Annotated in this window: 20 protein-coding genes and 1 tRNA gene; 5 read left to right on the forward strand and 16 right to left on the reverse strand. The window is 67.1% G+C overall.

All coding sequences use genetic code 11. The annotated features are described in order from the left end of the window. Positions 1–12 precede the first annotated feature (12 nt). The 4 genes from dapC to FHY06_RS02490 all read right to left on the reverse strand — a co-directional run bounded on the left by dapC (position 13) and on the right by FHY06_RS02490 (position 5,398). The gene (gene dapC, locus FHY06_RS02475; RefSeq protein ID WP_019652840.1) at positions 13–1,233 is read right to left on the reverse strand and encodes a succinyldiaminopimelate transaminase; all 1,221 of its coding nucleotides are present in this window, start codon (positions 1,231–1,233) and stop codon (positions 13–15) included. A gap of 86 nt (positions 1,234–1,319) precedes the next feature. Next, positions 1,320–1,958 (reverse strand): LysE family translocator, encoded by a 639-nt coding sequence (locus FHY06_RS02480; protein ID WP_184603192.1) that lies wholly within the window; start codon positions 1,956–1,958, stop codon positions 1,320–1,322. 35 nt (positions 1,959–1,993) lie between these two features. Further along, a complete protein-coding gene (argA, locus tag FHY06_RS02485; RefSeq protein ID WP_019652838.1) occupies positions 1,994–3,340 on the reverse strand; it encodes an amino-acid N-acetyltransferase in 1,347 nt (448 codons plus the stop codon). A gap of 90 nt (positions 3,341–3,430) precedes the next feature. Continuing rightward, positions 3,431–5,398: an AAA family ATPase gene (locus FHY06_RS02490; RefSeq protein ID WP_184603195.1), complete on the reverse strand. Its 1,968-nt coding sequence runs from the start codon at positions 5,396–5,398 to the stop codon at positions 3,431–3,433. A gap of 520 nt (positions 5,399–5,918) precedes the next feature. Between FHY06_RS02490 and hrpA the strand changes: the two genes are divergently transcribed. Beyond that, positions 5,919–9,701: an ATP-dependent RNA helicase HrpA gene (gene hrpA, locus FHY06_RS02495; RefSeq protein WP_409327439.1), complete on the forward strand. Its 3,783-nt coding sequence runs from the start codon at positions 5,919–5,921 to the stop codon at positions 9,699–9,701. A 97-nt stretch (positions 9,702–9,798) separates the two neighbouring features. Here hrpA and FHY06_RS02500 read toward each other — a convergent pair whose 3' ends face one another. From FHY06_RS02500 to lptF, 8 genes are all read right to left on the reverse strand, one after another. Further along, positions 9,799–9,957 carry a DUF3309 family protein gene (locus tag FHY06_RS02500; RefSeq protein WP_019652835.1) on the reverse strand — a complete coding sequence of 53 codons (159 nt, stop codon included), beginning with the start codon at positions 9,955–9,957 and terminating at the stop codon, positions 9,799–9,801. Positions 9,958–10,055: 98 nt separating this feature from the next. Beyond that, positions 10,056–10,514: a DUF3592 domain-containing protein gene (locus FHY06_RS02505; RefSeq protein ID WP_019652834.1), complete on the reverse strand. Its 459-nt coding sequence runs from the start codon at positions 10,512–10,514 to the stop codon at positions 10,056–10,058. After that, the gene (locus FHY06_RS02510) at positions 10,511–10,906 is read right to left on the reverse strand and encodes a rard protein (RefSeq protein ID WP_132750914.1); all 396 of its coding nucleotides are present in this window, start codon (positions 10,904–10,906) and stop codon (positions 10,511–10,513) included. The genes FHY06_RS02505 and FHY06_RS02510 overlap by 4 nt, the downstream gene beginning before the upstream one ends. A 33-nt stretch (positions 10,907–10,939) precedes the next feature. After that, positions 10,940–12,106, reverse strand: a complete 1,167-nt coding sequence (locus FHY06_RS02515) for a pyridoxal phosphate-dependent aminotransferase (RefSeq protein WP_184603199.1) — start codon at positions 12,104–12,106, stop codon at positions 10,940–10,942. A 155-nt stretch (positions 12,107–12,261) separates the two neighbouring features. After that, positions 12,262–13,203, reverse strand: a complete 942-nt coding sequence (locus FHY06_RS02520; protein ID WP_019652831.1) for a CysB family HTH-type transcriptional regulator — start codon at positions 13,201–13,203, stop codon at positions 12,262–12,264. A gap of 63 nt (positions 13,204–13,266) precedes the next feature. Further along, on the reverse strand, positions 13,267–13,635 hold the full coding sequence (locus FHY06_RS02525) for a sirohydrochlorin chelatase (protein ID WP_184603201.1): 369 nt from the start codon (positions 13,633–13,635) through the stop codon (positions 13,267–13,269). Continuing rightward, positions 13,632–14,744: an LPS export ABC transporter permease LptG gene (lptG, locus tag FHY06_RS02530; protein ID WP_019652829.1), complete on the reverse strand. Its 1,113-nt coding sequence runs from the start codon at positions 14,742–14,744 to the stop codon at positions 13,632–13,634. The genes FHY06_RS02525 and lptG overlap by 4 nt, the downstream gene beginning before the upstream one ends. Next, positions 14,741–15,871 (reverse strand): LPS export ABC transporter permease LptF, encoded by a 1,131-nt coding sequence (gene lptF / locus FHY06_RS02535; RefSeq protein ID WP_184603204.1) that lies wholly within the window; start codon positions 15,869–15,871, stop codon positions 14,741–14,743. The genes lptG and lptF overlap by 4 nt, the downstream gene beginning before the upstream one ends. A 21-nt stretch (positions 15,872–15,892) precedes the next feature. Between lptF and FHY06_RS02540 the strand changes: the two genes are divergently transcribed. The 4 genes from FHY06_RS02540 (at position 15,893) to FHY06_RS02555 (ending at position 19,637) form a co-directional block, all read left to right on the forward strand. Beyond that, entirely contained in the window at positions 15,893–17,446 is a 1,554-nt protein-coding gene (locus tag FHY06_RS02540; protein WP_184603206.1) for a leucyl aminopeptidase, read from the forward strand. Further along, positions 17,443–17,883 carry a DNA polymerase III subunit chi gene (locus FHY06_RS02545; RefSeq protein ID WP_126181708.1) on the forward strand — a complete coding sequence of 147 codons (441 nt, stop codon included), beginning with the start codon at positions 17,443–17,445 and terminating at the stop codon, positions 17,881–17,883. The genes FHY06_RS02540 and FHY06_RS02545 overlap by 4 nt, the downstream gene beginning before the upstream one ends. Position 17,884: 1 nt before the next feature. Next, on the forward strand, positions 17,885–18,280 hold the full coding sequence (locus FHY06_RS02550) for a hypothetical protein (RefSeq protein ID WP_019652825.1): 396 nt from the start codon (positions 17,885–17,887) through the stop codon (positions 18,278–18,280). A gap of 139 nt (positions 18,281–18,419) precedes the next feature. Beyond that, on the forward strand, positions 18,420–19,637 hold the full coding sequence (locus FHY06_RS02555; protein ID WP_019652824.1) for a branched-chain amino acid ABC transporter substrate-binding protein: 1,218 nt from the start codon (positions 18,420–18,422) through the stop codon (positions 19,635–19,637). A gap of 83 nt (positions 19,638–19,720) precedes the next feature. Here FHY06_RS02555 and FHY06_RS02560 read toward each other — a convergent pair whose 3' ends face one another. The 4 genes from FHY06_RS02560 to FHY06_RS02575 all read right to left on the reverse strand — a co-directional run bounded on the left by FHY06_RS02560 (position 19,721) and on the right by FHY06_RS02575 (position 21,818). Then, positions 19,721–20,110, reverse strand: a complete 390-nt coding sequence (locus FHY06_RS02560) for a response regulator (protein ID WP_019652823.1) — start codon at positions 20,108–20,110, stop codon at positions 19,721–19,723. Between the two features lie 91 nt (positions 20,111–20,201). After that, a complete protein-coding gene (locus tag FHY06_RS02565; protein ID WP_184603209.1) occupies positions 20,202–20,558 on the reverse strand; it encodes a hypothetical protein in 357 nt (118 codons plus the stop codon). 199 nt (positions 20,559–20,757) lie between these two features. Continuing rightward, positions 20,758–20,848, reverse strand: a tRNA-Ser gene (locus FHY06_RS02570). Positions 20,849–20,873: 25 nt separating this feature from the next. Then, positions 20,874–21,818, reverse strand: a complete 945-nt coding sequence (locus FHY06_RS02575; RefSeq protein ID WP_132750919.1) for an SPFH domain-containing protein — start codon at positions 21,816–21,818, stop codon at positions 20,874–20,876.

The raw sequence follows: 21,818 nt of genomic DNA on the forward strand, positions 1-21,818 counted from the left end.
AAGCGAAGCGGATCAGGGGCGGGCGTCCTTGCAGAAGCGCACGATGCGCTGTGCGGCCTCCACGCATTCGGCCGTTTCGGCCACAAGCGCCATGCGGATGCGGCCCCGGCCGGGGTTGACGCTGTGCGCGCCGTACGTCGTCTGGCGCGCCAGATAGCTCCCCGGCAGAACCGTCACATTGTATTGAGCGTACAGGGCGCGGGCGAAGGCTTCGTCGTCGCCAGCCCACACTTCGGGCACGCCGGCCCAGAGGTAGAAGCTGGCATCGGGCAGGCGCACATCGAGCACCGGTTCCAGCAGCGGCGTGACCGCCGCGAACTTGGCGCGGTACTGGGCGCGGTTGTCGACCACGTGCGACTCGTCGCCCCAGGCGGCGATGCTGGCCGCGGCCACGGCGCCGCTCATGGCGCTGCCGTGGTAGGTGCGGTAGAGCAGGAATTTCCTGATGATGGCCGCGTCACCCGCCACGAAGCCGCTGCGCAGGCCGGGCACGTTGCTGCGCTTGGACAGGGATGTGAGCGCAATCAGGTTGCGGAAGTCGGGCCGCCCGAGCTTCACCGAGGCCTCCAGGCCGCTGAGCGGGGGCTCGTCGCGGAAGTAGATCTCGCTGTAGCACTCGTCGGCGGCGATCACGAAGCCGTGGCGGTCGGAAAGCGCGAAGAGCTTCTTCCATTCGTCCAGCGCCATGACCGCGCCGGTGGGATTGCCCGGCGAGCAGACGAACACCAGCTGCGTGCGGGCCCAGATGTCTTCGGGCACGCTGTCCCAGTCGACCGCGAAGTTGCGCGCGGGCACGCTGGGCACGTAGTACGGCTCCGCGCCGGCGAGCAGGGCCGCGCCTTCGTAGATCTGATAGAACGGGTTGGGCGACAGCACCACGGGCTTGGGCGAGGCGGTCGGGTCGACCACGGTCTGGGCCAGCGAGAAGAGCGCCTCGCGCGAGCCGTTGACGGGCAGCACCTGCGTCGCCGGGTCCAGCGAGAGGCTGTATCGGGTCTTGAGCCAGTCGGTGAAGGCGGTGCGCAGCTTCAGGTCGCCGGCGGTGGCGGGGTAGGCGGCCAACGCGCCGAGGCTGGCGCTCAGTGCATCCTTGATGAAGCCCGGCGTGGCGTGCTTGGGTTCGCCGATGCCCAGGCTGATGGCCGTGAACTCGGGGTTGGGCGTGACGCCCGCGAACAGCTGCTTCAGCCGCTCGAAGGGGTAGGGTTGCAACCGGGAAAGCAGGGGATTCATGGCCGGGATTATCGGTGACAGGTGTTACCGCTCCCGGCGAAACGGCTACTCGCGCGGGCCGGTGGCAGGAGCGGACGCGGCCGCTCTCAGGCGGCGCTGCGCCGGTAGAAGGCCAGCGAGCCGGCCAGTGCCAGCAGCATGCCGCCGCAGGCGCGGTCGATCCAGCGGGTGGCCGACACGGTCAGCAGCCGGATCGCCCGGGCGCCGACGAAGGCGTAGGCCAGCATCACCGTCATGTCCAGCGCCGCGAAGATCAGGGCGATGACGATGTACTGCGGCGCCTGGGCCACCGAAGGGTCGATGAACTGCGGCAGGAGCGCCGAGCAGAAGATGTAGCCCTTGGGGTTGGTCACCGCCACCAGGAATGACTTGAGGAAGATCCGCCGGCTCTCGCCCGCCGCGGCCGAGGGTGCCGCATCCGCTGCCGGCAGGTGGAGGCCGCCCCTGGAGCGCAGCATGCGCAGGCCCAGCCAGGCCAGATAGATCGCGCCTACCCATTTCAGCATCGAGAACCAGAATTCCGACGCAGCCAGCAGGGCGCCCAGTCCGAGCGCCACGGCGCCGACCAGCACGAAATCGGACAGCACCGCCCCGAGCATCCCCGGCAGCGCGCGCCGCACGCCGTGGCGCGAGCCGTTGCTGAGCGCCAGCAGCACCGTCGGCCCGGGCGTGGCGATGGCGGCGAAGGCCACGATGGCGAAGAGCAGGGCGGTGGCGAGCGTCATCGTGGATTTCTCCTTGGTATCCGCGCGAGGTGCGGCTAGATCTTCTTGACCAGCACCAGGCTCTTGCGGTCCCAGTTGTACTTGCGCTTGCGGGCCTCGGGCAGCCAGTCGGGGTTGACCTGCTGGAAGCCGCGCTTGAGGAACCAGTGCATGGTGCGGGTGGTGAGCACGAAGATGCTCTCCAGACCCATGGCCTTGGCGCGGTGCTCGATGTGCTTGAGGATGCGCTCGCCGTCGCCCTGCGACTGCGATTGCGGCGACACCGTGAGCGCGGCCATCTCGGCGGTGCGCGCCTCGGGGTAGGGGTAGAGCGCCGCGCAGCCGAAGATCACGCCGTCGTGCTCGACCACCGTGTACTGGTGGATGTCGCGCTCGATCTCGGTGCGGTCGCGCTTGACCAGCGTTCCGTCGCGCTCGAAGGGTTCGATCAGCTGCAGGATGCCGCCGATGTCGTCCACCGAGGCCTCGCGCAGGCTCTCGAGCTTCTCGTCGATCACCATCGTGCCGACGCCGTCGTGCACGTACACCTCCAGCAGCAGCGAGCCGTCGAGGGCGAAGGGCAGGATGTGGTTGCGCTCCACGCCCGCCTTGCAGGCCTTCACGCAGTGCTGCAGGTAGAAGGCGGTGTCGGTGGGCTTCTGCGGCGGGGGCAGCGAGGCCAGCAGCTTCTCGGCGGCGTCCAGCGGCAGCTCGGTGTCGATGGGGTTGTCCTCGCTCTCGGGCAGTTCGCTGTCGATGCGGATGCCGGGAATCTCGGTCAGGAAGATCAGCTTGTCGGCCTGCAGCGAGATGGCCACGCTGGTGGCGACCTCTTCCATCGTCAGGTTGAAGGCCTCGCCGGTCGGCGAGAAGCCGAAGGGCGACATCAGCACCATGGCGCCGAAATCCAGCGTGCGGCGGATGCCGGCCGCGTCCACCTTGCGCACCAGGCCCGAATGCTTGAAGTCCACCCCGTCGACCACGCCCACCGGCCGCGCGGTGATGAAGTTGCCCGAGATCACCCGCACGGTCGAGCCGGCCATCGGCGTGTTGGGCAGGCCCTGGCTGAAGGCCGCCTCGATCTCATAGCGCAGCTGGCCGGCGGCTTCCTGGGCGGAGTCGAGCGCCACTTCGTCGGTGATGCGGATGCCGTGCGAATACTTCGCCTCGTGCCCCTTGGCCGCGAGCTGTTCGTTGACCTGCGGCCTGAAGCCGTGCACCAGCACGATCTTGACGCCCATGCTCTGGATCAGCGCCAGGTCTTGCGCGATGTTCTGCAGTTTGCCCGCAGCGATCGCTTCGCCCGCGAGCCCGACCACGAAAGTCTTACCGCGGTGCGTGTGAATGTAGGGCGCGACCGAGCGGAACCAGGGCACGAAGGTGAAATTGAAGACGGTGGACATGGGGCGTGATTGTGCATTCATGAAAGGCGGTCTGCCTGACTCGATCCGACCCCTGCGGATCGGTCGAGCCAGGCGGGCCGGACGGACGGATCAGGCGATCGCGCGCAGTACGCGGGCCGCGGCGGCGGGCGCCGACGGTGGCGGCGGCCCTTCGTGTCGGGCACGGAAGCCCGCCAGCAGCGCCGCGTAGGCGTCGGTCGCCCCGTGGGCCTCGTCCGAGCCCGGAGTGGGCAGCCCCAGCATCGCAGCCAGTTCGGCCGGCGCGATGGAGCCGTCGCGCAGCAGCGCATCGACCACCGCCATCAGCGCCGGCACGTGCGCCTCCAGCAGCGCCAGCGCGCGCTCGTGCTCCTGCGCCAGCAGGGCCTCGATCTCGGGGTTGGTGGCTTCCACGTCGGTGTTGACGTTGTCGTTCGGGTCGTTGGCGACGTCGGTGCGGCTCATGCGCGTGCCGAAGGCGAAGTGGCGCACGTACTGCGCGGCATAGGCGGTCGCCTGCATGAAGTCCTGCGTGGCGCCCGAGGTGCAGGCCTGCTCGCCGAACACCAGCCGCTCCGCGGCGCGTCCGGCCAGGCCCACGCAGATGCGGTCGCGCAGGTTCTCCTTCGACCAGGCCTTGCGCTGCTCGTAGCTGTTGTAGCCGCCCTCGAACGAGGCCACGTTGATCTTGATCTCCTGCGGCGCGCGGCCGAAGAGCAGGCCGTACGCCACGCCGTGGCCGGCCTCGTGCACCGCGAGCAGGGCGCGGAAGTCCTCGCTCGAACGCTGCTTGAGGCGGTTCAGCTCCAGCGCCACCGGAAACTGGCGGCGCGCCTTGCGGTACTTCGCCGCGATGGCCGACACACCCGCGTCCAGCGAGAGCCACACCGGCTCGCTGCCGTTGGCGCCTTGCTCCAGCGCCCACAGCGCGGCGTTGACCAGCGTGGCGCTCAGGATCGCGTGGATCGACGAGAACAGCGGACGCGTTCCCTGCGCCGGGAACACGGCGTTGGCATAGATCTGCTCGTACACGCTCGCGTCGAGCACGAAGCGCACGCCGGAACTCTCCTGGATCTCGGCCACGTAGCGGTCGCAGATCGACAGGATCAGGCGCACGTAGGTCGCGCGGTCGAACGAGGGGTAGATCACGTGGTTGTTGCCCAGGCGTGCGATCTGCTCGGGGCGGAAGCGCTCGGCCAGGGCCTTCTTCACGTCGATGACGGAGAGCTTCTTCGTCAGCTCGTGGAAGATGTCGGCGTCGGTGTCGCAGTCCTCGACGCGCTGCGCCGTCTCGGCGTACATCTCGTCGAGGTTGCCCGACACGAACACCAGCAGCTTGCTGTAGTCGGTCTCCCAGCCCTGCTGCGTGTCGCGGAAGGCGCGCAGGCGCGCGTGCACCTCGGCGGGCTTCCAGGCCATGATCTGAAGCAGCGTCTCCGACAGCTTCAGGCAGCGCTTCACCTCGCGCGCCTCCCAGGGCGACAGGTGCAGCTTGCGCTTCTTGTCGTACTTCTTCTTGTCGGAGCCGTCGCGGTCCTGCGTGTACTCGGCATAGGCCAGCGACGACTCGATCTCGCCGAGCATCGAGAGCGCGGGCGGCAGGCGGCCGTCGGACAGCAGCGCCCACACGTCCTGGTAGCGCTCGACCTTGGCGTCATGGCCGCCGTTGTCGACCGTGCGGAAGCGCTGGAACTCGTCCAGCACCAGGATGCCGGGCGTGCCCTCGGCGATGCCCGACTCGGCCAACATGGCGGAGATCGAGCCGCGGCTGTGATAGCCCGAGCCGTGGCTGAAGCCGTCCATCTGCACTTCGATGAAGCGGTCGTAGAAGCCCAGGTGCTGTGCGAGCCTGCGCACCAGCTGCGTCTTGCCGGTGCCGGTGAGGCCCCAGAGGCAGACGATGACCGGGCGGCTGATGAGCTGCGGCAGCACGTACCAGGCGCGGATCGAGTCGATCACGCGATCGATGATGTCGTCGATGCCGAAGAGCTCGGTCTTCAGCGCTTCGGCGACGGTCTGCAGGTGGCGAGTGCGCTCGGCGAGCTCGGCATGCAGTGGGGTTCGGATGTCTTTGGACATGTTTTTCTTCTTGGGTATCTGACAGGAACGGAGGAATGCAGCCGCCGCTTCGCCACGAAAGGCGGGCAGGAGGCGACAGGCTCGACGCTGTGGGAGTCGGTCGCGGCGCTTCGGTCTGCGAAGCGCGCCGACGATGTCGAGGGCGCGGGCTTCAGGCCGGGCGGGGCAACTTGACCCTTCCGAGCGCACGGGGCGCGCGGCTTGCGCAGCGACGGCGCAAGGTGGTGGGGGCAAGGCGGTAGGACATGGACGCGATCGTAGTGGCGGTTTGCAATCGAGTAAAGACTATTTACGGATCGTGTCGCGATCTCGCCGCAATCAGGCCGAACGTTGTGGATGCCGTGCAACAACCGTGGTGGGCGCCGATAATCGACGGTTTGCCTGCCTGCCGGCTCCTTCGCTCCTGCGCGCAACCGGCGAGTGCCGCCGCCGACGACTGCTTCCTGCCTTGACGACCACCACACCCCTTCGCATCGAGTTCCCCGAATCGCTTCCTGTATCGAGCAGGCGCGAGGAGATCATGGACGCCATCTCGGCGCACCAGGTCGTGATCGTCTGCGGCGAGACGGGCTCGGGCAAGACCACGCAGCTGCCGAAGATCGCCCTCGCGCTGGGCCGCGGCAAGCTCAACGCCGAGCCCGGCAAGGGCCGGCTCATCGGCCACACGCAGCCGCGCCGCATCGCCGCGAGCTCGGTGGCCAAGCGCATCGCAGAGGAGCTGAAGACGCCACTGGGCGACGTGGTCGGCTTCAAGGTGCGCTTCCAGGACCGCCTCTCGCGCGACGCCTCCGTCAAGCTGATGACAGACGGCATCCTGCTGGCCGAGACGCAGACCGATCCGCTGCTGAAGGCCTACGACACGCTCATCATCGACGAGGCCCACGAGCGCTCGCTGAACATCGACTTCCTGCTGGGCTACCTGCGAGAGATCCTGCCGCGCCGGCCCGACCTGAAGGTGATCGTCACCTCGGCCACCATCGACGCCGACCGCTTCGCGCAGCACTTCGCCTCGGCGAAGGGGCCGGCGCCCACGATCTTCGTCTCGGGCCGCACCTATCCGGTGGAGCAGCGCTACCGGCCCTTCGAGGAATCGCGAGAGCACGACCTGAACGACGCCATCGCAGACGCGGTCGACGAGCTCTGGCGCGATCCGCACAACGCGGGCGACATCCTCGTCTTCCTGCCCGGCGAGCGCGAGATCCGCGAGGCGGCCGACCATCTGCGCCGCCACCTGAGCCACCAGCCGCTGCTGCGCAGCGCCGAAGTGCTGCCGCTCTTCGCACGGCTCTCTGGCCCCGAGCAGGACCGCATCTTCGACGGCCACACGGGCCGGCGCATCGTGCTGGCCACCAACGTTGCGGAGACCTCGCTCACCGTGCCGGGCATCCGCTACGTGATCGACACCGGCACCGCCCGCGTCAAGCGCTACAGCTTCCGCAGCAAGGTCGAGCAGCTGCTGGTCGAGCCGATCAGCCAGGCGGCCGCCAACCAGCGCGCGGGCCGCTGCGGCCGGGTGGCGAACGGCATCTGCATCCGCCTCTACGACGAGAAGGACTTCGAAAGCCGCCCGCGCTTCACCGACCCCGAGATCCTGCGCTCCTCGCTCGCAGGCGTGATCCTGCGCATGAAGTCGCTGCGCCTGGGCGACGTGGCGCGCTTCCCGTTCCTGGAGGCTCCGTCGCCGCGCGCCATCGCCGACGGCTACCAGCTGCTCAACGAACTGGGCGCGGTCGACGACGCCAACGAGCTCACGCCCACCGGCGCCGAGCTGTCGAAGTTGCCGCTCGACCCGCGCGTGGGCCGCATGATCCTGGAGGCCCGTTCGCGGGGGGCACTCGAGGAAGTGCTCGTCATCGCGTCGGCCCTCAGCGTGCAGGACGTGCGCGACCGGCCGATGGACGCGCAGCAGCAGGCCGACCAGGCGCATGCGAAGTTCGACGACGAGAAGAGCGAGTTCAGCGGCTACCTTCGGCTGTGGAAGTGGATCGCGGACGCGCGCGGCGGGCATGGAGACACCCACAAGCTGAGCAACCGCCAGTACGAGCAGCTGCTGCGCCAGAACTTCATCAACATCCGCCGCGTGCGCGAGTGGCGCGACATCCATTCGCAGCTGCTCACGGTGGTCACCGAGCACAAGTGGCGCATCAATGCCCAGCCCGCCGGCTACGAGGCGCTGCACATGTCGATGCTGTCGGGCCTGCTGGGCAACATCGGCTGGAAGCTGGAGGACGACGAGGCCTATCTTGGCGCGCGGGGCATCAAGTTCTACAAGCACCCCGGCGCGCACCTGAAGAAGAAGCCCGGGCGCTGGATCGTCGCGGCCGAACTGGTCGAGACCACGCGCCTCTTCGGACGCGGCATCGCCAACATCGAGCCGCAGTGGCTCGAAGAGGTGGCTGGGCACCTGCTGAAGAAGCAGCTGCTCGATCCGCACTGGGAGAAGAAGGGCGCGCAGGTGTCGGCACTGGAGCGCGCAACGCTCTATGGCCTGGTGGTGTACAGCGGCCGGCGCGTGGACTTCACGCGGGTCGACCCCGTTGCCGCGCGCGAAATCTTCATCCGCGAGGCGCTGGTGGGCGGGCAGTGGGAAAGCAGGTTCCCGTTCCTGCAGGCCAACCGCAAGCTCGTGCGCGAGGTGGAAGGGCTGGAGCACAAGTCGCGCCGGCAGGACGTGTTGGTCGACGACGAGCTGATCTTCGCCTTCTATGACGCCCAGCTTCCGCCCGATGTCGCCAGCGGCATCACGTTCGAGAACTGGTACCGCCAGGCCTCGAAAGATCAGCCGCGCCTGCTGTACCTGACGCGCGACGAACTCATGCGCCACCAGGCGGCGGGCATCACGACGCAGTCCTTCCCGCCGACGCTGCGGCTGGGCGGCGTCGACTGCGCCGCGAGCTACCTGCATGAACCCGGCGATGCGAAGGACGGCCTCACCGTCAGCGTGCCGCTCTTCGTGCTCAACCAGGTCAGCGAAGAGCGCTGCGAATGGCTGGTGACGGGCATGCTCAAGGACAAGATCCAAGCCCTGCTCAAGAGCCTGCCGCAGCGTCCGCGTTCGCGGCTGGTGCCGCTGCCCGAGTCGGCCTCGAAGCTGGCGGAAGAACTGTCGGCCCCCGAGGTGTTCGGCACCGGTTCGCTGACCGACGTGCTGCTCAAGCGTGTGCGCGAGATGACCAGCATCGATGTCAAGCGCGCCGACTTCAAGCTCGACATGCTGCCGCCGCACCTGTTCATGAACCTGCGCGTGGTCGACGAGCACGGCCGGCAGCTGGGCATGGGGCGCAACCTCGGCGCGCTGAAGGCCGAACTGGGTGCGCAGGCGCGAGGAGCCTTCCAGGCGCTGGCTGGGCTGAACATCAAGGCGGCACCGGAGAAGAAGGCTGCCGCGACGGCGCCGGACCCGCGTTCGAAGCCCGCCGCCAAGGCCGCGGACGCGCCCGCCGCGCTGCCGGCCGGACAGCGCTACACCGCCTGGACCTTCGGCGAACTTCCCGAACTGATGGAAGTGCGCCGCGGTTCGCAGTCGCTGATCGGCTTTCCGGCACTGCGCGACGAAGGCGACGCCGTGACCATCGAGGTGTTCGACGAGCCCGCCGTGGCGGCAGCCAAGCACCGCACCGGCCTGCGCCGCCTGTTCGCGCTGCAGCTCAAGGACGCGCTCAAGTACCTCGAGAAGAACATCCCCGACCTGCAGAAGATGTCGGTCGCATACATGCCGCTGGGCACTTCGGAGGAACTGCGCACGCAGATCATCGACGTGGCGATCGACCGTGCGTTCCTGCAGGACCCGCTGCCCACCGACGAACAGGCGTTCAAGCGCCGGCTGGAGGAAGGGCGCGGCCGCCTCACGCTGATCGCCAACGAGGTGGCGCGGCTGGCCGGCACGGTCCTCGTCGAGTACGCCGCGGCCGCGCGCAAGATCAAGGACACCAAGATCCAGCCCGAAGCCGTGCAGGATGCCGCCCAGCAGCTGCAGCGCCTGGTCGGCAAGCGCTTCATCGCCGACGCGCCGTGGACGCAGCTGCAGCATTTCGCGCGCTATCTCAAGGCCATCGTGCTGAGGCTCGACAAGCTGCGTGCCGACCCCGCGCGCGACGCGAGCAAGCTCGCCGAGCTGAAGCCGCAGGACCAGCGCTACTGGCGCCTCGTGGCGGAGCGCAAGGGCGTGGTGGACGAGCGCATGCTCGAATTCCGGTGGCTTTTGGAGGAACTGCGCGTGAGCTTCTTCGCGCAGGAGTTGCGCACGCCGCAGCCCGTGAGCGTGAAGAGGCTGGACAAGGCCTGGGCCCAGCTGCAGGCCTGAGACCACTGAGACGACTGGGACGACTGAGACAAGAAAAAGCCCGCTTGCGCGGGCTTTTTCTTGGCTTCCTATGGCCGGGACGCGGTGGCTGCAAGGCCTATATGCGTCCCATCAGCACCAGGATCACCACGATCACCACCACCAGGCCGAGGCCGCCGCTGGGTCCGTAGCCCCAGGAGCGGCTGTAGCCCCAGCTCGGCAGTGCGCCGATCAGCAGCAGGATGAGGATGATCAGCAGAATGAACGAGAGCGACATAAGGGTCTCCAGGGCGTTGTTGCAATGAGCTGTCATGCTCGCCCTGCCATGTCGCGCATGTCGCCGGAAGGCAGCGCCTCCGGTGGTCAGGCGGCGTCCTACCGTGGGCGTCGGCGCCTTGCCGGCGCGGTTGCAGGCACGAACAGCAGCACCGCCGTCACCAGCAGGAAAACCAGGCCCAGCCCGCCCGTGATGAGCGCGCCGCCCCACAGCGAGAAGAAGCCGTCGAGCATGGCGTCCTGCGGGTCGTTCGGGTCGAAGAACACATCGACCTTCTCGCCGACCCTGTAGGCCGGCGGGCTGCTGCTGCTCGACGGCGCGAACTCGATGATCTCGCCCGAGGGCGCCTTGAAGCGCACCAGCGGTTTCCAGGTGCCTCCCGATTCGTGGCGCTCGGAGCTCTCGACGTAGAGCAGCCGCATCACCTCGCCCTGCGTGCGGCTGGCCGAGGCGATGAAGGACGCCGTGTTGTGGTGCAGCAGCCACGCGACCGCGCACAGCACCAAGGCGACCGCACCGAAAACGAGCCTCAGGATGGCAACGGGGTTGTTCTTCATGTGGGCAGGGGCCTTCCGAGGAGGGCTGCGCTCGCGATGGCGCAGAGGCCCGACAGCACGGTGCAGGCGACGAGGAAGGCGGCGGCCGCCAGCGTCGCCACGAGCGCCTTGGCGAAGGAACGGGTGCGGAAGAAATAGATCGGCACGCCGAGGATGGGGAACAGGCCCGCCAGCAAGGCCGAGCGCCCTGGCGGTGCGACGCCGCGCTCCAGCCCCTCGGCGCGGCACCACGTGTAGCTGAGCGCCCCGATGAGCAGGGCGTGGGCAACGTCGATGGCCGAGTAGGGCTTGCCGGCCACTTGCGGCACGACGGGCGAAAGAACGCCCGCTGCGACGAACGAGAGCGCCAGCGCCAGAAGCACCCGGCGCGGCCTGTTCATCGCGATGGGCATCGGGCGGTGGCTGCGGTCATCGAGCCGCAGCCGTCAGAGGCGTGCGAGGCGGTCCAGCGCCGCGAGCAGCGTCTCGTCCTTCTTGGCGAAGCAGAAGCGCACCACGCGCTGGTCGAAGCCGTTGCCGTAGAAGGCCGACAGCGGGATGGCGGCCACGCCGATCTCGCGCGTGAGCCACAGGCAGAACTCGGCTTCGGACAGGTCGCTCACCGCCGAGATGTCCACGCACTGGAAGTAGCTGCCTTCGCTGCGCAGCAGCCTGAAGCGGGTCTTCTCGGCCAGGCCGGCGGCGAACAGGTCCCGCTTGCCCTGGTAGAAGGCCGGCAGCTCGAGATAGGGCTTCGGCTCGGCCATGTACTGAGCCAGCGCATGCTGCATCGGCGTGTTCACGGTGAACACGTTGAACTGGTGCACCTTGCGGAACTCCGCCATCAGCGGGGCGGGCGCGACCACGTAGCCGACCTTCCAGCCGGTGACGTGGTAGGTCTTGCCGAAGCTGCTGACGATGAAGCTGCGCGCGGCCAGCCCCGGAAAGCGCGCCACGCTCTCGTGGCGGGCACCGTCGAACACCATGTGCTCGTAGACCTCGTCGCTGATCACGAACACCTCGGTGGGCGCGAGCAGTTCCTCGAGTTGGCGCATCTCGGCCTCGGTCCATACCGTGGCGCTCGGGTTGTGCGGCGTGTTGATGATGATGGCGCGCGTGCGCGGCGTGAGCGCGGCGGCGATCTTGTCGAAATCGGGCCGGAAGGTGCCAGGCACCAGCGGCACGCGCACCACGCTGCCGCCGGCCAGCTCGATGTTGGGCACGTAGCTGTCGTAGCAGGGCTCCAGCACGATCACCTCGTCGCCCGGGCGCACCACGGCGAGGATGGCCGTGATGATCGCCTGCGTGGCGCCGGCGGTGACGGTGATCTCTGTCGCCGCGCTGTACGTATGGCCGTACTGCGCCGCGATCTTGGCCGAGATGGCATCGCGCAGCGCCGGAATGCCGGGCATCGGCGGGTACTGGTTGTGGCCCGCGGCCATCGCGGCCGTCACGTCTTCCAGCAGCTTCGGATCGCAGTGGAAGTCCGGGAAGCCCTGGCCCAGGTTGACCGCGTTTTTCTCCGCGGCCAGCGCCGACATCACGGTGAAGATGGTGGTGCCGACGGCCGGCAGCTTGGTGACGATGTCGGGCGTGCGTGGTGACGTGCTCATGATGTCGTGGTTTCAGTTGTTCTTGCGCCAGCCTATCGTCCGTCCTCGCTCCCTTCCAGGGACACCGCGGAACCGGCTTTGCCGGGCCGCTGGTGTCGCCCCCGGAGGGGGTTGGCGAAGCGACACGAAGTGCGCGAAGACTGGGGGAGGTCCTATTACAGCTCGTAGTCTTGTTGGTGGCCGCTGAGAGCCTTCGCGATCAGGTTGCGGTCGAGGCGGTCGGAGAGCAGCTCGGCGAACTTGAACACGAAGTTGCGCAGGTAGGCGCTGCGCTTGAACGCGACCCGCGCGATATTCTGGCCGAACACATGGCCCATCGGGCGCACCACGAGGTCGGCGTTCGACTCGTCGCGCACCGCCATCTCGGCCACGATGCCCACGCCCAGGCCGAGGCGCACGTAGGTCTTGATCACGTCGGAGTCGATGGCTTCGAGCGCGATGCGCGGCGTGAGCTTCTTCTGGGCGAAGGCGTGGTCGATGCGCGTGCGGCCGGTGAACGAGGGGTGGTACGTGATGATCGGCTCGCTCGCCAGGTCCTCCAGCGTGATGCGCTCCTTGGAGGCCAGCGGATGGTCCTTGGGCAGCACCAGCACGTGCTGCCATTCGTAGCAGGGCAGGGTCACCAGTTCGGCGTAGCCGTCGAGCGACTCGGTGGCGATGCCGATCTCGGCGATCTCGTCGATCACCATGCGCGCCACCTGGTCGGGCGAGCCCTGGTGGAGGCTCACGTTGACCTTGGGATAGGCCTCGCGCAGGTTGGCCACGGGCACCGGCAGCACGTAGCGCGCCTGGGTGTGGGTGGTGGCGATGGAGAGGGTGCCGCTGTCCTGCGCGCTGAACTGCTCGCCGATGCGCTTGAGGTTGCCCACCTCGCGCATGATCAGCTCGATGCTGGCGATGACGTGCTGGCCCGGCTCGGTGACGCGCTTCAGCCGCTTGCCGTGGCGCGCGAAGATCTCGACGCCCAGTTCCTCCTCGAGCTCGATGATGGCCTTGGATACCCCGGGCTGCGAGGTGTGCAGTGCCTTGGCCGCCTCGGTGAGATTCAGGTTGCGCCGCACGGCTTCCTGAACAAACTTGAACTGATGCAGATTCATATCAAATTCCGTCTTATTGCGGAATTCATTATGCCTTCGGAATCTATCGAAATTTCCGGATGTTCACGATTTGACCGCAATCCTGGCCAGGAGATCGACCAGTTCGGGCTCTTCGCCCACGATCCGGGTCAGCGAGAAACCTACGGCGGGCCAGCGCTGGCGCAGCGCCTCGACCTGCTGCGGCAGGTCTTCGCGGGCGTGCTTGCCCATGCCGAGGAAGAGCGGAACCACCCGGACGGCCGTTGCGCCACCGCCAATCAGCGTTTCGGCGGCCGTGGGCAGGTCGGGCGTCGCCAGTTCCATGTACGCGCAGGCCACGCGGGCGCCGGGATCGTCGGCGAGCACCTGCCGGGCGACCGCCTCGATGGGCTCGCGCCAGCGCTCGTCGCGCGAGCCGTGCGCCAGCAGGATGATTCCCTGGGTGGTCGTCATCGCCGCAGCACCAGCCAGCTGAAGGCCGTGAGCGACATCACCGAGTAGATCAGCCCCGGCGCCGCCGCCGTGAGCCATGGCGACCAGTTGCTGAGATTGCCCAGGTAGCCGAACACGTTGTTAAGCAGGAAGAAACTGATGCCGATCATCACGCCGCCGAACACGTAGGTCGTGATGCCGGACTGGCGGAAGTGCAGGTAGGCGAAGGGCAGGGCGAGCACCACCATCACGAGGCACGACAGCGGATAGAAGACCTTCCGCCAGAACTCGATCTCGTAGCGCTGCGCCGTCTGGCCGTTGGCGTCGAGGTGGCGGATGTAGTCGAACAGGTCGATCGTGCTCATCCGGTCGGGGCGCAGCAGCGCCACCGACACCATCTCGCCGGTCAGCGAGGTCGGCCAGTTCAGTTGAGGCAGCTTGGTGGTGACGATGTGCGCCTGTTCGGCCGAGCTGCGCGTGTCGTATTTCTGTTCTTCCACGCCGGTGAGCATCCAGTGGCCGTCGTCACCGATGGTGGCAGAGGCCGCGGTGATCTGGGTCTTGATGTAGCCGCTCTCGTCGAACTCGAAGATGCGCGGGCTCTTCAGCGCGCCCTTGCGATCGATGGCCAGCACGTTCACCGCGTAGGAGACGTTGTCGCGCTTCTCCTTCAGCCACGCGCCCGTATTGCCGGCCAGCGAGTAGGTGCCCTGGTACCTGGCCTTGAGCAGCTGGCCCGTACGCTCGGAGATGGGCGCGATGTAGTCGCCTACGGCGAAGGTCAGCACCACGAAGCCGATGCCCATGATCAGCAGGGTGCGCAGCGCGCGCCAGGGCCCCAGGCCGCTGGTGCGCAGGATGGTGTATTCGGAGCTCTGCGCCAGCCGTGCCATGACGAAGATCGAGCCGATCAGTACGGTGATCGGCAGCAGTTCGTACAGGTGGCTCGGGATCAGCAGGGCCACGTACAGCAACGCTTGCGCGGGCCCGTAGTTCAGGCTGTCGGGCTTGCCGATGGACTGCAGTTCGTCGACGAAGTCGAAGAAGAAGAAGAGGCTCAGGAAGCCGAGCGTCACGAACGCGACGGCCTTCAGCACCTCGACGTAGATCAGGCGTCTTATCGTTTTCACGTGGGTTCGATCCTGGGAGCGGATGGCGGCGCGGCGACGGTGGCGGACGGGCTCTTCCGGATGCGGCGTCCCCAGTTGTTCTGGCGGGCGCCCAGCCATGCCAGGTTGATCAGCAGCACGCCGCCGTGCAGCAGCAGCATGAAGCCGCCCATGCCGAACTTGCCCGAGCTGATCCAGCTCTGGCCGAGGTTGAGCATGTTGTAGTAGACGACGAAGGCGAACAGTGCGAGCAGCAGGTTGCCGCTGCGGCCCACGCGCGGGTTGCCGCTGGACACGTTCAGCGCCAGCAGCACGAAGTTGATGGCGGCCAGCAGCATGCCGATGCGCCAGGCCAGCTCGCCCCGGCTCATGTCGCTCGCGTCGGTCAGCAGCGACAGCGTGGTGCGTGCACGCGCCGGGGTGGCGTCGTCGCCGAAGCCGGAGCTGCCGCCGGCGCGCGTGCCGTAGGTCTTGAATTCGCTGATCTTCAGGCCGGTGTTCGCCATCGGCTGCTCTAGGCGCTGGCCGTTGTTGAGCAGGAGGTAGCGCGAGTCGCCGATGTTCTCGATGCTGCCGCTGCGCGCCGAGGTCGTGATCTGCATGTTGCGCTCGATCGACCAGATGAAGACGTTGGTGGCCTTGGAGTTGTCCGGCGTCTCCTTGTCGATGAAGAACACCCGCACGCGGCCGGCCGATTCTCGGAATTCACCCGGCGCCACGCGCTCGATGTCGCTGCGCTGCTCGTACTGCTTGCGCATGCCGATGGTCTGCGAGTTGGCCCAGGGCCAGCCCACCAGCGCCATCACGGCGATGAGGATCAGCACCGGCCAGGCGAAACGGAACAGCGGCTTGACGAAATCGGCCATGCCGCGCCCGCTGGAGAACCAGATGACCATCTCGCTGTCGCGGTACATGCGCGACAGGGTGCCGACGATGGCGATGAACAGGCTCAGGCTCAGGATGGTCGGCATGTAGCCGAGCACCGTGTAGGCCATCACCAGGAACACCTCCTGCGGGTTCACACTGCCCTTGGACGCCAGCCCGAGGGTGCGGATGAGCATCATGGTCATCACGATGGTGACCAGTACCACGAGGGTCGCTCCGAAGCTGCGCGACAGCTCCTTGCGTAGGGAAGAATGGAATAACATCGTTCGAGGAAAAAAAGGATTATGGACTTTCAACTCAAGACCCTCACCGTCGCCCAGGCTGCAGCCGAGAAATCCGATGTCCTGATCGTGCTCGCCGGCAGCGCCCCCATCGTCTCCAAGGACCCGCTTTCCGTGCTCGCCGCCAGCGCCCGCAAGGCCGGCGACCTGCCCGACAAGGCCGGCAAGCTGCTGAGCCTCTACCGTCCCGAAGGCGTCGTCGCCGGCCGCGTGGTGCTCGCCGTCATCGGCGACGGCAAGCCGGCTTCCGTGCGCAGCGGGGTGGCGGCGGCCGTCAATGCGGCCAAGGCACAGCCTGCCAGGCGCGTGACCCTGGTGTTCGCCCAGCCGGCCGACGGCCCGGCGGTGGCTGCAGCCGTCATTGCGGCGGCTGAAGCGAGCTATGTCTACACCACCACCAAGCCCAAGGCCGAGCCGCGCAGCATCCGCCAGCTGACCATCGGCGTTGCAGACGCCGGCGCGGTTTCCCAGCCCTTCAACGAAGCCCGCGCCACCGTCCGCGGCATCGAGCTGGCCAAGGAGTGGGGCAACCGCCCCGCCAACCACGCCACGCCCACGCTGCTGGGCGAGGCCGCCAAGGAGCTCGGCAAGCTGCCGAACATCAAGTGCGAGGTGCTGGGCCCGAAGGAGGTCGAGAAGCTCGGCATGGGCTCCTTCGCCGCCGTGGCGCAGGGCTCGGCGCAGCCGCTGCGCTTCATCGTGCTGCGCTACCACGGCGCGCCCAAGAGCCAGGCGCCGGTCGTGCTGGTCGGCAAGGGCATCACCTTCGACACCGGCGGCGTCTCGCTCAAGCCGGCCGCCGAGATGGACGAGATGAAGTTCGACATGTGCGGCGCGGCCAGCGTGCTGGGCACATTCCGCGCCCTGGGCGACATCCAGCCTGCCATCAACGTCGTCGGCCTCATCCCCTCTTGCGAGAACATGAACGACGGCCGTGCCGTGAAGCCCGGCGACGTGGTGACCAGCATGAGCGGCCAGACCATCGAGGTGCTCAACACCGACGCCGAGGGCCGGCTCATCCTCTGCGACGCGCTGACCTACGCCAAGCGCTTCGAGCCCGCCGCCGTGATCGACATCGCTACGCTGACGGGTGCCTGCGTGATCGCCCTCGGCGGCGTGCGCAGCGGCCTGTTTTCCAGCGACGACACGCTCGCAGCGGCGCTCGAGGCCGCAGGCGAGGCCTCGCAGGACCGCTGCTGGCGCATGCCGCTGGACGACGACTACGCCGAGGGCCTGAAGAGCAACTTCGCCGACGTGGCCAACATCGCCGGCCGCGCGGGCGGCGCCATCACCGCGGCCAAGTTCCTGCAGCGCTTCGCCAGCGACTTCGCATGGGCGCACCTGGACATCGCCGGCACCGCATGGAAGAGCGGAGCGGCCAAGGGCTCGACCGGCCGGCCGGTGGGCCTGCTGGTGTCCTATCTGATGGGCCGCGTGGGCAGCACCGGTGCTGAGGATGGCACCCAAGGCGCCAAGGCCGGCGCCAAGACCAAGGTCGGCAAGAAGGCCGGCAAGTCCGCCGCGGCTCCCGCAGGAAAGACCCGGACCGAGAAGTGACCGAGATCGGCTTTCACTACAACGCGCGCGACAAGCTGAACTACGCCTGCCGGCTGGTTCGCAAGGCCGTGAACACGCGCGGCCTGCGCGTGGTGGTGGTGGGCGATGCACGCTCGCTCGAAGCGGTGGATGGAGCTCTCTGGCAGCTGTCGCCCGTGGACTTCGTCGCGCACTGCCGCGACGACGCCCCTGCGCATGTGGTCGCGCGCTCATCCGTGGTGCTGTCGTCGCAAGGTGCCGACGCGGCGTTGCTGCCGCACCGCGAGATGCTGGTGAACCTTGGCGTCGAGGTGCCCGCGGGCTTCGAGCGCTACGAACGCATGATCGACATCGTGAGCGACGAGGCGAACGACCGGCAGCTCGGCCGAGCCCGCTGGCGCCACTATGCCGATCGTGGCTACACCATCCAGCCGCACGACTTCGCAAAGAGTTCCTGAAATGGCCAGCACGCTGCGCACACCGCCCCGGTTCGTCCCCACGCTGACCACGGTGCTCGACATGCCCGCGGAGCCTGCGAGCCCCGAGCCGCAGGCCGCGCCGGCATCGCAGCCAGACCCGACGAACTCGATGGCGCTGCCGCCGGCGGCGCAGTTCTCGCAGGCGGAAATCGTCAGCCTCGAAGAGCAATTGCTGCACCGCGTTCTGCAGCGCGTCGACCTGTCGCTGGAGGAGCGTTTGAGCGACACCGTGTCAGCTGCCGTTCAGCATCAGCTCGACGCAATGGTGCCGCGTTTGCGCAATGAAATAGAGGCTGTTCTGCGTGCGCTCGTCATCGAGGCGATGGCCGCTGAACTCAGCGAAAACACCGGGTCTACGCCACCTTCCGGACCCTGAATACTGGGCTAAACTGCGCCGCAGGTCGGAAGGGCGTGAGGGTGCCGCTGGTCCGCGGCGCGAAACTTGCGAGGTCTGCGCGCCCGGATCACACGACCGGTTTGTTTATTCTCTTTTCATCCAAGTTCTGGAGGTTCCCATGCAATTGAAATGGACTGCGGTCGCACTGGCTGCAATCACGCTCGTGGCTTGCGGCAAGAAGGAAGAAGCTGCTGCTCCCGCTGCAGCGCCCGCGCCAACGGCCGCGGCCCCGGCGGCTGCACCTGCACCCGCACCTGCCGGAGACACCCTGGTCGTCAAGATCGGCCACGTGGCACCTACCAGCGGCCCCATCGCCCACCTCGGCAAGGACAACGAGTTCGGCGCGAAGATGGCCATCGAAGACCTGAATGCAAAGGGCATCAAGATCGGCGACAAGGTCGCCAAGTTCGAACTGGTTCCCGAAGACGACGCTGGCGACCCGAAGCAGGGCACCGCAGTCGCCCAGAAGCTGGTGGACGAAAAGGTCAACGGCGTGGTCGGCCACCTGAACTCGGGCACCACCATCCCTGCCTCCAAGCTGTACAGCGACGCCGGCATTCCGCAGATCTCGCCTTCGGCCACCAACCCGAAGTACACCCGCCAGGGCTTCAAGACGACCTTCCGCGTCGTGGCTGACGACACGCAGCTCGGCGGCACGCTGGGCAAGTACGCCGTCGAAACGCTCAAGGGCAAGAACATCGCCGTGATCGACGACCGCACGGCCTACGGCCAGGGCGTCGCCGAAGAGTTCGAGAAGGCGGCCAAGGCTGCTGGCGCCACCATCGTGGGCCACGAATTCACCACCGACAAGTCGACCGACTTCAACGCCATCCTGACCAAGCTGAAGGCTGCCAAGCCCGACGTGCTGTTCTTCGGCGGCATGGACGCCGTTGGCGGCCCGATGCTCAAGCAGGTCAAGCAGCTGGGCCTGAACGTCAAGTTCATGGGCGGCGACGGCCTGTGCACCGGCGAACTGCCGAAGCTGGCTGGCGATGCCATCGGCGAAGACATGGTGGTGTGCGCGGAAGCCGGCGGCGTTGACGGCGACTTCAAGCAGCCGCTGGAAGACTTCAAGGCCAAGTTCAAGACCAAGAACGGCGTCGAAGTGCAGATCTATGCACCTTACGTGTACGACGCGGTCAACGTGCTGGCCGAAGCCATGGTGAAGGCCGGTTCGTCCGACCCCGCCAAGTACCTGCCCGAAGTCGGCAAGGTGCAATACAAGGGCGTGACCGGCCCGATCGCCTTCGACGAGAAGGGCGACATCAAGAACGGCGCCCTGACGCTGTACACCTACAAGGGTGGCGCGCGTACCCAGATCGCCGTGGTGCGCTGAGCTGCTTCAGCCAGGAACGAAAAAAGGGCCTTCGGGCCCTTTTTTCATGCCCGCCGTATTTGCGTGCGGGGGCGGGGAGAGCGTCAGAGCGGCGCGAGGCCGGACGGGCGGTTGGCGTTGCAGTACTCGATGAAGGCGTCGAGGTCGCGCGACTTGTCGAACACAGCATCCGCCCCGAGGGCCGTGCAACGCGCCCGGATGTCCGCCGTCACGTAGTTGCTGAGCACCACCACCCGCTGGCCGGGACGGCGTTCCTTGCAGCCGCCAAGAACGCCGAGACCGGAGCCTTCCTTGAGGAAGAGGTCGACGATCAGGAGCTGCCATTCATCGGGATGGGCGGCGAGCCAGGCGAGGGCGTCGCTTTCGGTCTCGGCGAAGCCGACCACACGGCCATTGACCAAATCCTCGAGTGCCGGGACCAGGTTGTCCCTGATGGTCTTGTTGTCCTCGACGAGGAACGTGATTAGGGCCATGCCGTGGTTTCGCCTTGAGAACCAATAGCGTAGCGTGCCCGGCGCCGACTCCGCGTAGGAGAAGGGATACGGACGAGGTCCGCAGCTCCGGTCAGTCGGCGCCCTCGGCGCGGATCTTGGCCTTGAGCTTCTCGGCCATTGCCTGGCTCTCGTCGCGTTCGGCCGTCACCTCGAGCCGCTTCTCGATCTCTTCGCTCAGGGCTGCGTTCACCTCGGCAAGCTTCTCTGCGGATTTGGCCAGCTTTTCCTCGAGCTGGCTGGTGTGCTCGATCGCCTGCGCCACCTCGCCGACCTGTACCTCCTCGGGCAGTTCCTGTTCGAGCACCGTGTTGACCACGGCGAGGTTGTCCGATGCCCGTTGCACGTCGGCAGCCACCTGCTCGCTTTTTTCGAGGGTGCGATCCAGCGTCGTCGTGCCGCGCGACGGGTTTTTCTGTTTTCCGGCCATCGAGATTCCTTTGGGCTTTGGAGGAAGTAGAACCTTTGGATCGTAGCGCCAGACGCGAGCGCCTGCGAGGCCATCGGGGGTTGTTGGAAAGCAACGCATCGGCTTCCCGATCCTGGATGACGAGAGGGCGCAACGGAAAAGCCCTGCTGCCAAACAGAAAAGCCCAGGTGCTTTTGGCAACCTGGGCTTCTTGTTTCTCTGGCGGAGCAGGCGGGATTCGAACCCGCGGAGGGCTATTAACCCTCACACGCTTTCCAGGCGTGCGACTTAAACCGCTCATCCACCGCTCCGAAGCCCTCGATTGTAGCAGTCAGATCAGCCCTGATTCGACGGACCTTGCGACGACGGCTTGCCGGCCTGCACCATCCGCATCGCGGAGGCGATGAGCGAGGCGGTTTCGGTCATGTTGCTGGGCACGATCAGCGTGGTCTTGGAGTCGGCAGCGACCTTGCCGTAGGCGTCGACCGCGCGCTCGGCCACCTTGAGCTGCACGGCCTGCTCGCCGCCGGGCTGGCGGATGGCCGCTGCCACGCGCTCGATGGCATCCGCCGTCGCCGTGGCCACCGCGGTGATGGCTGCCGCCTCGCCCTGGGCGTTGTTGATCTGCGCCTGCTTCTCGCCTTCGGAGCGGGCGATGAAGGCCTCGCGCTCGCCGGTGGCGATGTTGATCTGCTCCTGGCGGCGGCCTTCGGATGCTGCGATCAGCGCGCGCTTCTCGCGCTCGGCCGTGATCTGGCGCTGCATCGCCTGCAGGATCTCCTTGGGCGGCGTCAGGTCCTTGATCTCGTAGCGCAGCACCTTCACGCCCCAGTTCAGCGCCGCCTCGTCGATCGCCGCCACCACCTGGGCGTTGATGACGTCGCGCTCCTCGAAGGTCTTGTCGAGCTCCAGCTTGCCGATCACGCTGCGCAGGGAGGTCTGGGCGAGCTGGGTCACGGCCACGATGTAGTTCGACGAGCCATAGCTGGCGCGCATCGGATCGGTCACCTGGAAGTACAGGATGCCGTCGACCTGCAGCTGCGTGTTGTCGCGGGTGATGCAGATCTGGCTCGGCACGTCGAGCGGGATTTCCTTCAGGCTGTGCTTGTAGGCCACCCGGTCGATGAACGGGATCAGGAAGTTGGGGCCGGGCGTCATCGTGCCGTGGTACTTGCCCAGCCGCTCGCGGATCCAGGCGTTCTGCTGGGGCACGAACTTGACCGACTGGCTGATGAAGATGATCGCGATGACCAGGATGATGAGGGGTACCGAGAATTCCAT

It is taken from the genome of Variovorax atrisoli, from assembly GCF_014195185.1.
Lineage (GTDB): Bacteria > Pseudomonadota > Gammaproteobacteria > Burkholderiales > Burkholderiaceae_C > Variovorax > Variovorax atrisoli.

Excerpts from the sequence above, each read along its gene's own strand:
- hrpA (WP_409327439.1), top strand. The coding sequence starts at position 5,919 with ATGGACGCCATCTCGGCGCACCAGGTCGTGATCGTCTGCGGCGAGACG.
- FHY06_RS02575 (WP_132750919.1), bottom strand. The coding sequence starts at position 21,818 with ATGGAATTCTCGGTACCCCTCATCATCCTGGTCATCGCGATCATCTTC.
- FHY06_RS02550 (WP_019652825.1), top strand. The coding sequence starts at position 17,885 with ATGGCCAGCACGCTGCGCACACCGCCCCGGTTCGTCCCCACGCTGACC.
- FHY06_RS02555 (WP_019652824.1), top strand. The coding sequence starts at position 18,420 with ATGCAATTGAAATGGACTGCGGTCGCACTGGCTGCAATCACGCTCGTG.
- FHY06_RS02560 (WP_019652823.1), bottom strand. The coding sequence starts at position 20,110 with ATGGCCCTAATCACGTTCCTCGTCGAGGACAACAAGACCATCAGGGAC.
- FHY06_RS02500 (WP_019652835.1), bottom strand. The coding sequence starts at position 9,957 with ATGTCGCTCTCGTTCATTCTGCTGATCATCCTCATCCTGCTGCTGATC.
- dapC (WP_019652840.1), bottom strand. The coding sequence starts at position 1,233 with ATGAATCCCCTGCTTTCCCGGTTGCAACCCTACCCCTTCGAGCGGCTG.
- argA (WP_019652838.1), bottom strand. The coding sequence starts at position 3,340 with ATGTCCACCGTCTTCAATTTCACCTTCGTGCCCTGGTTCCGCTCGGTC.
- FHY06_RS02520 (WP_019652831.1), bottom strand. The coding sequence starts at position 13,203 with ATGAATCTGCATCAGTTCAAGTTTGTTCAGGAAGCCGTGCGGCGCAAC.
- FHY06_RS02540 (WP_184603206.1), top strand. The coding sequence starts at position 15,893 with ATGGACTTTCAACTCAAGACCCTCACCGTCGCCCAGGCTGCAGCCGAG.
- FHY06_RS02525 (WP_184603201.1), bottom strand. The coding sequence starts at position 13,635 with ATGACGACCACCCAGGGAATCATCCTGCTGGCGCACGGCTCGCGCGAC.
- FHY06_RS02565 (WP_184603209.1), bottom strand. The coding sequence starts at position 20,558 with ATGGCCGGAAAACAGAAAAACCCGTCGCGCGGCACGACGACGCTGGAT.
- lptF (WP_184603204.1), bottom strand. The coding sequence starts at position 15,871 with ATGTTATTCCATTCTTCCCTACGCAAGGAGCTGTCGCGCAGCTTCGGA.
- FHY06_RS02510 (WP_132750914.1), bottom strand. The coding sequence starts at position 10,906 with ATGCCCATCGCGATGAACAGGCCGCGCCGGGTGCTTCTGGCGCTGGCG.
- FHY06_RS02490 (WP_184603195.1), bottom strand. The coding sequence starts at position 5,398 with ATGTCCAAAGACATCCGAACCCCACTGCATGCCGAGCTCGCCGAGCGC.
- FHY06_RS02515 (WP_184603199.1), bottom strand. The coding sequence starts at position 12,106 with ATGAGCACGTCACCACGCACGCCCGACATCGTCACCAAGCTGCCGGCC.
- FHY06_RS02480 (WP_184603192.1), bottom strand. The coding sequence starts at position 1,958 with ATGACGCTCGCCACCGCCCTGCTCTTCGCCATCGTGGCCTTCGCCGCC.
- FHY06_RS02505 (WP_019652834.1), bottom strand. The coding sequence starts at position 10,514 with ATGAAGAACAACCCCGTTGCCATCCTGAGGCTCGTTTTCGGTGCGGTC.